A 9441-nucleotide genomic window follows, 5' to 3' on the forward strand; every position below is an offset into this window, starting at 1 on the left:
GCGGCGCCACGGCACTGCCGGCGACACTTCGCCGGTAGAGTTCGAACGACGCCATTCCCACCGGCTCACGGGTGTCTAGGAAACCCGGGGCGATTCACTGCTTGACCCGAACAACTACAGATTCTGGGACAGCAAGAAGTTCAAGAAGAAGGTTGTTACCCGGTTCCACGAGGAGAAGGTTCAGTCAGCGACCTTGGAGTCGCTTGAGCATCATTACCAGTTGGATGAGCTGAAGAACTCGATCCTCGTGAACGGATACGTGCCAATGGAACGCGTGATCGTCGCGCCCTACAAGCATTTAGAGGGCTATTACGTCGTGGTGGAAGGGAATCGCCGCGTCGCAGCCCTCAAGTCGCTGCTCAAGGACGCTGAGGAGGGTGTTATCGCTTTGAACGCCTCTCAGAAACGATCCTTCGCGAAAGTACCATGCGCGGTTCTGAAGTCCACGGGGAGAAGTAGGCGCCATGCCGAGCGCGTAATCATGGGCATTCGGCATATTGCAGGCCCAAAGGAATGGGGCGCCTATCAGCAGGCCTTGCTCGTCGCAGAGTTAAAGGACGATGAGGATTTGGACTTCAAGGCCATCGGAAGCATGCTGGGCATCTCATCTGTCGAAGCCGCCCGACGCTACCGCGCGATCGCTGCACTGAAATTCATGGAAGATGATGAACTATTTGGTGGCAAGGCAGAACCCAGCTTCTACCGTCTTCTGCATGAAATGGTGTCCTCCCCTGAGGTGCGCGAACGCTTCGGTTGGTCACATGAAGAGAACACGTTCGTTGACACTGAGCGCGCCCGCGAATTCTTTCAACTGATAACCGGAGATGCGAAGCACGAAGCCAAACTCACAACCTACTCAGATGTACGGCGACTCAAGCTGATCGTCGGGAACCCGCTTGCGATCGAGTCGTTACTAGACCCGGACCAATCGCTGCTTGAAGCCATCCGAATCGCAGAAGATGGCAGATCGGACTCTTCACCAAGTTCTATTCTCTCCGAGATCAACAAGGCGCTTTCGAGAATTGGCGTCGCCCAGGCCAAGGCACTCTCATCTGCTGATCTGACCCTTATAGACAAGATCTCTGACACGCTTGATGGACTACGAAGCCTAGCTAGAACAAAGCGACCACCGACGAAATGAACGAGTTGCTTAGAAACCTGCACGACGAGTTGCTGTCTCACTTCTTGTGCGAGTACTCGCCCCGCTCTGCAGCACGAAAACTCGAGGACATCATCCGCAATGCGGCGGCGAAGAAGTACTCGTCAGAGGTGATAGAGACGTTCATTGAGCAGCGCCTTGCCGCGCTGAGAAATGCCCTAGTCACTGAATACAACCAGAGAGTCAGCGACGACCTTGCGCTGCGCTACGAGGTTGCGGACGGGCTTGGAGAAGGACACCTCATAAAGGGGCGGGCTGCGTCCAGGTCAGACGCGCGAGTCGCATTTCAGGATCGCCTGCACTCAATTGATCCAGCTGATTTTGAGAAGCTTGCTGCTGTAATTCTCAAGCGACTTGGCTGCACGCAAGTCTTCCAGACACCGCAGTCGCACGATCAAGGTGTCGATGCGTTTGGCTACCTTGTGCTTGCACCTGCGCTCTCGAGAGCTGTCACGCACAGACTAGTTTGGATTGCTCAGGCAAAGCACTACACAACGCATGCAGTGAGCACCAATGCAGTTCGCGAATTGGTCGGGACCAATGAACTACTGATCAGCAAAATCTTCTCCACAGTTGACAAGCGGTACGACGAATTGGAGCTAAGGCCCTATGCGCCTACAGCCCTCTTGCTTCTAACGACGCACGAGATGCCCAGCACTGTGCGCCGTCTAGCCGAGCGCGCTGGCGTCTTCGTCTTGGAAGCCTCAGATCTTTATGAACTTCTCCAAGATGCCTCTGGCTCGACGGAAAGCCCAGCAGATTTAAGCAGCCTGATTTCGGAAGCAGAAGCTATTCCGACCATTCAATAAAACATGTGCAACGAGACAACACGGCAGTTGCGGACGAAGTTTGCCGACACCTCGCACGGTGCTCGATGCACATGCACTCTGTAGCTCCCCCCCGGAGAACACCCATGCAACGCGTCACCGGCATCGGCGGCATCTTCTTCCAGGCCAAGGACCCCGCGGCGCTGGGCGCTTGGTACAAAAAGCACCTGGGCATCGACGTGCAGGATTGGGGCGGCGCTGCCTTCACTTGGGCGGATGCCCAGGGGCAGCCGATGAAGGGCACGACGATCTGGTCGGTGGGCCCGGCAGGCGGCGCGCAGTTCGCGCCGAGCACGGCGCCCTTCATGATCAACTACCGCGTCGAGGACCTGGCCGCGCTGCTGGATGCGCTGCGTGCCGAGGGCTGCGATGTGCTCGACAAGACCGAGGACTTGCCCGAGTACGGCAAGTTCGGCTGGGTGATCGACCCCGAGGGCAACAAGGTCGAGCTCTGGCAGCCGCCTGCGGGCCAGTAAGCAGGTCCGGCCGCGGCGGCGGCTGTTGGTCGCTGCTGCTTCAGCCCAGCTTCTTCTTCAGCTTGCCCTTGGGCAGCACGGCCGTCATCGGCGCGACTGGGCGGGTGGAGGTGGACGACGATGACGAGTCCTTGGACGCGCTGCCGCTGTCCTTCTTGGGCTTCTTGTTCGCCTTGTCGTTGCGTTGTTCTGATCGGGCCATGATGGGGTGCTTTCCTTATCGAGCATTCGTTCGATGTGACTCGATTGGATGCCATGCCATGTGTTGGTCGCTGTGTCTGCCGCAATGGCGCTCGCTCATCGCTTGCCCGCAGCAACGGGGCCCACTCTACTACTACCGACTCGCCTGGCTGGCGGTCGGCCCATCGGCGCCACACCGATACACGCAGCGGACCGCGCGCGCTTCAGCGCCCCAGCTTGTTCGAGCGCCAGCGCTCCAGCAGCCGCTGGTCGTGCGCGGCTTCGGCCTCGGTCGTGTCCTGCGGCAGCTGCTTGAGGCAGTCCTCCAGCGCCTGCGGGTCGAGCTTGTCTTGCGGCTTCTCCAGCGCCGCTAGCACCTGCGGTGAGCGCCCATCCCAGGCGAAGCGGTTGCGGAAGGTCGGCGGGTCGGGCCGGCAGTCGTTTTTGTAGGTGGGCGCATCGTCGCCGGCAAAGGGCGTGAAGGCGATGGTCTTCTCGAAGATCAGCGGCTTGCCGTTGGGCGTGGGCGGCAGCGGCGGCATGGACTTGATGGCCTGGCGGGCCAGGCGCTCGGCCACGTCCGACGTGCTCCACAGCGTGTCCACGCGCACCATGCTGCCGTCGGGCGCGATCTCGATCTGGAAGCGGACCATGCCCTGGTCGGGCCCTTCGACCGCGGTGCCCATCATGCTGCGCACCTGCCGGCCCCAGGCGTGGCGGTAGCCCTTGCTGTTCTTCAGCGTGTACTTCGCGGCGAAGGCCCAGTCTTCGGCCGTGGGCGGCGGCGGCGCGGCCTGGGTGGCGGGCGCCGCCGATGGCTTGCGCGGCGGCTCGGGCGCGGGCTTGGCGGGCTCCGGCTCGCGGGCCTGCGGCGGCGGTGGCGACTGCGCTTGCTTCGGCTGGGCGGGCCGTTCGGCAACTTCGAAGTAGACGATGCTCGGCAGCGGCGCCGCCGGTCGCTCGGCCAGCAGGCCGGCGCGATAGCCGACGACGACGGCGATCACCAGCACATGCAGGGCCAGCACCAGGACGGCGGCGGTGAAGCGCCAGCTGCGGCCGTTGCGGCGCTGGGGCCAGGTCTTGCCGTTCTGCTGCCGAGGGCTGGTCGCCTGGCCACGCCCGGCTGCATCGACGCCGGGGGCTGCTACTGCTGACTTCTCGCTCACTCGCTCACTCGCCGCCCTGCTCGCGGATCACGCCGGCGAGAAAGTCCCACAGCCGCTCGTCCTCGCTGAAGGCCACGTTGAAGCGCAGCCAGCCGGTCTGCCGCGGCTCGCTGTAGAACAGGTGGCCGGGGCCCAGCATGATGCTGTGCGTGGCGGCTTCCTTGGAGAGCTCGGCGGCGTCGGGGATGTCGGGGTGCCGGGCCCAGAGGTAGAGGCCGGCCTTGGGCTCGACGCTGAAGATCTCGAAGCCCAGGCCGTGCAGGCGGCGCGCCACGCGCTCGTGCGCCACCGCCAGGCGCTCGCGCAGCGTGGCCAGGTGCTTGCGCCAGCGGCCTTCGGTCAGCGCGCGGTGGATCAGGCGCTCGGTCAGGTCCGACGAGGTCAGGCCCGAGACCATCTTGCGGATCGCCAGCTCTTCCAGCCATTCGGCGCGCGCCGCCACATAGCCCACGCGCAGGTTCGGCGAGATGGTCTTGGAGAAGCTGCCCAGGTAGGCCACGCGCTGCAGCTGGTCCAGGCTGGCCAGCGTGGGGTGCAGGCCGGGGTCGAGGTCGGCATAGATGTCGTTCTCGACGATGGCCATGTCCGCGCCTTCGGCCAGCTGCAGGATGCGCAGCAGCTGGCGCAGCGGCGCGACGGAGTTGGTGGGGCTCTGCAGCCGCGGCTGGGTGAAGAAGGCCTTGGGCTGGTGCGCGGCGATGGCGGCTTCCAGCGCGTCCATGTCGTAGCCCTGCGGCGTGCGCGGCACCGGCACCAGGCGCGCGCCCAGGAAGTGCAGGATGTAGTGGATGTTGGGGTAGCCGGGCTCGTCCACCAGCACCGCGTCGCCGGGCTTCACCAGCAGGCGCGCTAGCAGGTCCAGGCCCTGGCTGGAACCCTGGGTCAGCAGCACGCTCTCGGCGCTGGCGCCGATCTGGCGCTCGCTGAGCATGTCAGCCACCAGCTCGCGCAGGCCCAGGTGGCCGTAGGGCAGGCCATAACCGCCCAGCTCAGCGCCTTCGCTGGCCAGCTGGCGGAAGGCGCGGCGCACGCCGGCCTCGAACAGCCAGCCCTGCGGCAGCCAGCCGCAGCCGGCCTTGATCTCCAGGTTGCGGCTCTCGAAGATCTGGCGCAGATACCACTTGGCGTCGAAGCGCAGCGCCTCGGCGGGCGCGGCGGCGGCTTGCTCGCCCGCGGCCGCGCCGCTGCCGGCACGCTGGCGCACGAAGAAGCCCGCATGCGGCTTGGACATCAGCACGCCCAAGGCCACCAGCCGGTCGTAGGCCTCGACGACGGTGAACACGCTGACGCCATGCGTCTGCGCGAACTGGCGGATCGACGGCAGCTTGGCGCCGGGTGCCAGCGTGCGCTCGGCCACGAGCTGCTGCAGGCCCTGGACGATCTGTACCACCAGGGGCGTCGGGGAAGCGGTATCGAGACGGAGCATGGGCGAGGGGGACGGAAACGGCGACTGGATAGCTGCGACGGGCGGGCTGCTGCGGTGCTTGTCTTTCAAGCTGTACAGGCCGCGCCCCCTGTACAGCGGCGCCGTGTCTGCAGGCAACTGTACCTGTTGGCGGCGGGCAGGGCTGCCTACATTGGCGAACACCGAACAACCTTTGTGGAGCCCCACATCATGCTGAAGCCCGCCGACAAGAATGCCGCCCAGAAGACCACCAACGCCGCGCTGATGGAGCGCCGCCGCGCCGCCGTGCCGCGTGGCGTGGGCCAGGCGCACGAGGTGTTCATCGAGCGCGGCGCCAATTCCGAGTTCTGGGACGTCGAAGGCCGCCGCTTCATCGATTTCGCCGGCGGCATCGCGGTGCTGAACACTGGCCATTGCCACCCGGCCGTGATCGAGGCGGTCAAGCAGCAACTGGACCAGTACACCCACACCTGCTTCCAGGTCGTGGCCTATGAGCCCTATGTGGCGCTGGCCGAGCGCCTGAACGCGCTGGCCCCCGGCAAGTTCGACAAGAAGACGCTGCTGCTGACCAGCGGCGCCGAGGCGGTGGAGAACGCCGTCAAGATCGCGCGCAGCTACACCAAGCGCTCGGCGGTGATCGCCTTCACCGGCGGCTACCACGGCCGCACGATGATGACGCTGGGCCTGACCGGCAAGGTGGCGCCCTACAAGACCGGCTTCGGCCCCTTCCCCGGCGAGGTGTTCCACGCCCTCTTCCCCAATGAGCTGCACGGCGTCTCGATCGACGAGGCGATGCACTCGCTGGAGCTGATCCTGAAGAACGACGTCGAGGTGGAGCGCGTCGCAGCCTTCATCGTCGAGCCGGTGCAGGGCGAAGGCGGTTTCTACGTGGCGCCCAATGAGTTCATCAGCCGCCTGCGCGAGCTGGCCGACAAGCACGGCATCCTCTTGATCGCCGACGAGGTGCAGACCGGCGCCGGCCGCACCGGCACCTGGTTTGCCTGCGAGCAGTGGGACGTGGCGCCCGACCTGATCACCACCGCAAAGTCGCTGGCCGGCGGCTTCCCGATCTCGGGCGTGGTGGGCCGTGCCGACGTGATGGACGCACCCGGCCCCGGCGGCCTGGGCGGCACCTATGCCGGCAGCCCGATCGGCTGCGCCGCGGCGCTGGCCGTGCTGGAGGTGTTCGAGCAGGAGAAGCTGCTGGCGCGCAGCCAGGAGATGGGCGAGTACCTGAGCACGCGGCTGCAGAAGCTGTCGGCCAAGGTGCCGGCGATCGGCGACGTGCGCGGCCTGGGCGCAATGGTGGCGATCGAGCTGTTCCAGACCCGCGAGGGCTGCGCCGACGTGACCAAGCCCGACGCCGACCTGACCCGCCGCGTGGTGGTCGAGGCCAACAAGCGCGGGCTAATCCTGCTGTCCTGCGGCAGCTACGGCAACGTGATCCGCATCCTGGTGCCGCTGACCGCGTCGAACGCGCTGCTGGACGAGGGCCTGGCGATCATCGAGCAGGCTTTCGGCGCCGCGCTGGCTCAGGGCTGATCGACGACAACAAGAACGAAAAGACAGAGAGCAAGGACTGACCCCGTGAGCACCAACCCCAACCTCCTCCCGAACACGCCGCTGAGCCTGGTCCAGGACCAGGCGCTGCTGAAGACCGATGCGCTGATCAACGGCGAATGGGTGGGCAGCAACGAGCGCTTCGAGGTGGACGATCCCGCCACCGGCCAGGTGCTGGCCAAGGTGGCGCGGCTCGGCGCGCTGCATGCCGACGCCGCGATCCACGCCGCCAACCAGGCCTGGCCGGCCTGGCGCAGCAAGACCGCCAAGGAGCGCGCCGCGCTGCTGATGCGCTGGTTCCAGCTGATGCACCAGCATGCCGACGACCTGGCGCGCATCATGACCGCCGAGCAGGGCAAGCCGGTGGGCGAGGCCAAGGGCGAGGTGGGCTACGCGGCCAGCTTCGTCGAGTGGTTCGCCGAAGAGGCGCGCCGCATCTACGGCGAGACCATCCCCAGCAATGACCCGAGCAAGCGCTTCCTGGTGCTGAAGCAGCCGATCGGCGTGTGCGCCGCGATCACGCCGTGGAACTTCCCGCTGGCGATGATCACGCGCAAGGTGGCACCGGCGCTGGCCGCCGGCTGCCCGGTGGTGATCAAGCCGGCCGAGCAGACGCCGCTGTCCGCCTTGGCGCTGGCCGAGCTGGCGCAGCGCGCCGGCTTCCCGCCGGGCGTGCTGAACGTGCTGAGCTCCGACTCGGCCGGCTCGATCGAGATCGGCAATGTGCTGTGCGCCAGCGATGTGGTGCGCCATCTGTCCTTCACCGGATCGACCGAGGTGGGCCGCATCCTGATGAAGCAGTGCGCGCCGACGATCAAGAAGCTCTCGCTGGAGCTGGGCGGCAACGCGCCCTTCATCGTCTTCGACGACGCCAACATCGATGCCGCGGTCGAAGGCGCGATCGCCAGCAAGTACCGCAACGCCGGCCAGACCTGCGTGTGCGCGAACCGCTTCTATGTGCAGGACGGCGTGTACGACGAGTTCGTCGCCAAGCTGGCCGAGCGCGTGGCCCAGATGAAGACCGGCAACGGCTTCGAGCCCGGCGTGGCGATCGGTGCGCTGATCGACGATGCGGCGGTGGCCAAGGTGCAGCAGCATGTGCAGGACGCGCTCGACAAGGGCGGCCGCGTGCTCACCGGCGGCGCCGCCTCCGGACGCCTGTACCAGCCCACCGTGCTGGCCGATGCCAAGCCCGGCATGCTGTGCGCGAAGGAAGAGACCTTCGGCCCGGTGGCGCCGGTGTTCCGCTTCAAGACCGAGGCCGAGGCGATCGCACTGGCCAACAACACCGAGTTCGGCCTGGCGAGCTACTTCTTCAGCCGCGACGTGGGCCGCATCTTCCGCGTCGGCGAGGCGCTGGAGTACGGCATGGTCGGCATCAACACCGGCCTGATGTCCGCGGCCGAGGCGCCCTTCGGCGGCGTGAAGCAGAGCGGCCTGGGCCGCGAGGGTTCGCACCACGGCATCGACGACTACGTCGAGGTGAAGTACCTGTGCCTGGGCGGCATCACGCAGCCCTGAGCCGGCGATGAACTTCGCGCAACAGCAACAGGGCACGGGCGGCAGCCGCTATGCCGGCCTCGTGATGGTGGCCGGCATCCATGTGATCATCATCTGGGCCCTGGCCAGCGGCCTGGCCCACAAGGTGGTCGACGCGGTGAAGGGGCCGATCGAGGTCAGCGTGGTGGAGGAGAAGGTCAAGCCGCCTCCGCCGCCCGAGAAGGTCGTGCCGCCGCCGCCCGACATGAAGGCACCGCCGCCGCCCTTCATGCCGCCGCCCGAGGTGCAGGTGGCCGCACCGCCGCCGGCCAATGCGATCCAGGCCCCGGTGAGCAACACGCCTCCGCCGGTGCGCGAGGTGGCACCGACGCCGCCGCCCGCAGCGCCGGCACCGGCGCCCGCAGCCAGGCCCGCCGGCCCGGTGAAGGCAGGCATGGTCTGTACCAAGATGGGCAAGCCCGAGGTGCCGGCCGTCAACTGGAGCGGCGAGGCCATGTACAAGGCGCTCGCCACCGTCAAGGCCGGCCGCGTGGTGGCCGTCGAGATCACGCCGCTGCGCGGTGGCGTCGATCGCCGCGCGCAGCGGGCGCTGGTTGCCGCCATCACCGAGACGCTGCAGAGCAGCTACGAGTGCCCGGGCGACCACGTGTTCGAGCAGGAATTCGTCTTCCGCATCGACTGAGCAACCGAGAGCGACAGGGCGCGCCAGCCAGCTGCGCGCCCTGCCCTCGCCTGCCTTCTTCCTTTCCTCCCCAAGTGTTCTTCTTCCTCAAGACAGCCCTCACCATGCACTCCCATCTCCGCCGCCTGCTTGCCGCCGCACTGGCGACCCTCGTCATGACTTTCGCGCCGGCCGCTGCGCAGGCCCAGGCTGCGGCCGAGGCGCCCGCCGCCGCGTCCGCCCCCGCCAAGGCCGCTGACAACCCCTACGGCCTGATGGCCCTGGTGAAGCACGGCCACGCCGTCGACCAGGGCGTGCTGGTGATCCTGGTGCTGATGTCCATGGGCTCCTGGTACATCCTGTTCGTGCGCCTGTGGGACACCCACAAGCTGGGCAAGGAAGCCAAGGAAGTGCGCGTGAGCTTCTTCAAGAAGGCCAGCCTGGCTGAGGGCGTGAAGAGCCTGAACGAGACCGGCGCCTTCCGCTACATCGCGCAGACCGCTGTGG

9 protein-coding genes and 1 pseudogene are annotated in these 9441 nt (G+C 66.4%); 7 read left to right on the forward strand and 3 right to left on the reverse strand.

Features of this window, described 5'->3' with window-relative positions; genetic code table 11:
• The first annotated feature begins 220 nt into the window (after positions 1-220).
• From AC2EBS_RS18190 to AC2EBS_RS18200, 3 genes are all read left to right on the forward strand, one after another.
• Positions 221-1141, forward strand: a complete 921-nt coding sequence (locus AC2EBS_RS18190; protein WP_484729865.1) for a hypothetical protein — start codon at positions 221-223, stop codon at positions 1139-1141.
• The gene (locus AC2EBS_RS18195) at positions 1138-1968 is read left to right on the forward strand and encodes a restriction endonuclease (protein ID WP_484729866.1); all 831 of its coding nucleotides are present in this window, start codon (positions 1138-1140) and stop codon (positions 1966-1968) included. Before AC2EBS_RS18190 ends, AC2EBS_RS18195 begins: the two co-directional genes overlap by 4 nt.
• 104 nt (positions 1969-2072) lie before the next feature.
• Entirely contained in the window at positions 2073-2462 is a 390-nt protein-coding gene (locus tag AC2EBS_RS18200; RefSeq protein ID WP_484729867.1) for a VOC family protein, read from the forward strand.
• A 40-nt stretch (positions 2463-2502) separates the two neighbouring features.
• On the opposite strand, the gene AC2EBS_RS18205 is transcribed toward AC2EBS_RS18200, so the two are convergent.
• The 3 genes from AC2EBS_RS18205 to AC2EBS_RS18215 form a co-directional block, all read right to left on the reverse strand.
• The gene (locus AC2EBS_RS18205; RefSeq protein ID WP_484729868.1) at positions 2503-2664 is read right to left on the reverse strand and encodes a hypothetical protein; all 162 of its coding nucleotides are present in this window, start codon (positions 2662-2664) and stop codon (positions 2503-2505) included.
• Positions 2665-2866: 202 nt separating this feature from the next.
• Positions 2867-3808, reverse strand: coding sequence for an energy transducer TonB family protein (locus tag AC2EBS_RS18210; RefSeq protein WP_484729869.1), 942 nt, complete (start codon positions 3806-3808; stop codon positions 2867-2869).
• A gap of 4 nt (positions 3809-3812) precedes the next feature.
• Positions 3813-5234 (reverse strand): aminotransferase-like domain-containing protein, encoded by a 1422-nt coding sequence (locus tag AC2EBS_RS18215; RefSeq protein WP_484729870.1) that lies wholly within the window; start codon positions 5232-5234, stop codon positions 3813-3815.
• Positions 5235-5423: 189 nt separating this feature from the next.
• Here AC2EBS_RS18215 and gabT point away from each other — a divergent pair, with 189 nt between their 5' ends.
• The 4 genes and pseudogenes from gabT to AC2EBS_RS18235 all read left to right on the forward strand — a co-directional run.
• The gene (gene gabT, locus AC2EBS_RS18220; protein WP_484729871.1) at positions 5424-6755 is read left to right on the forward strand and encodes a 4-aminobutyrate--2-oxoglutarate transaminase; all 1332 of its coding nucleotides are present in this window, start codon (positions 5424-5426) and stop codon (positions 6753-6755) included.
• Positions 6756-6800: 45 nt separating this feature from the next.
• Complete coding sequence (locus AC2EBS_RS18225; protein WP_484729872.1) at positions 6801-8294, forward strand: NAD-dependent succinate-semialdehyde dehydrogenase; 1494 nt, start codon at positions 6801-6803, stop codon at positions 8292-8294.
• Between the two features lie 7 nt (positions 8295-8301).
• Positions 8302-8955 (forward strand): hypothetical protein, encoded by a 654-nt coding sequence (locus AC2EBS_RS18230; protein WP_484729873.1) that lies wholly within the window; start codon positions 8302-8304, stop codon positions 8953-8955.
• Positions 8956-9059: 104 nt separating this feature from the next.
• A pseudogene (locus AC2EBS_RS18235) lies at positions 9060-9441 on the forward strand (MotA/TolQ/ExbB proton channel family protein); the annotation flags it as partial.

The sequence above is a fragment of the Roseateles sp. T103 genome (assembly GCF_057219915.1).

Bases quoted from the DNA above. Each gene is read 5' to 3' on its own strand.
- AC2EBS_RS18195 (WP_484729866.1), top strand. From the start codon at position 1,138: ATGAACGAGTTGCTTAGAAACCTGCACGACGAGTTGCTGTCTCACTTC.
- AC2EBS_RS18200 (WP_484729867.1), top strand. From the start codon at position 2,073: ATGCAACGCGTCACCGGCATCGGCGGCATCTTCTTCCAGGCCAAGGAC.
- AC2EBS_RS18205 (WP_484729868.1), bottom strand. From the start codon at position 2,664: ATGGCCCGATCAGAACAACGCAACGACAAGGCGAACAAGAAGCCCAAG.
- AC2EBS_RS18215 (WP_484729870.1), bottom strand. From the start codon at position 5,234: ATGCTCCGTCTCGATACCGCTTCCCCGACGCCCCTGGTGGTACAGATC.
- gabT (WP_484729871.1), top strand. From the start codon at position 5,424: ATGCTGAAGCCCGCCGACAAGAATGCCGCCCAGAAGACCACCAACGCC.
- AC2EBS_RS18230 (WP_484729873.1), top strand. From the start codon at position 8,302: ATGAACTTCGCGCAACAGCAACAGGGCACGGGCGGCAGCCGCTATGCC.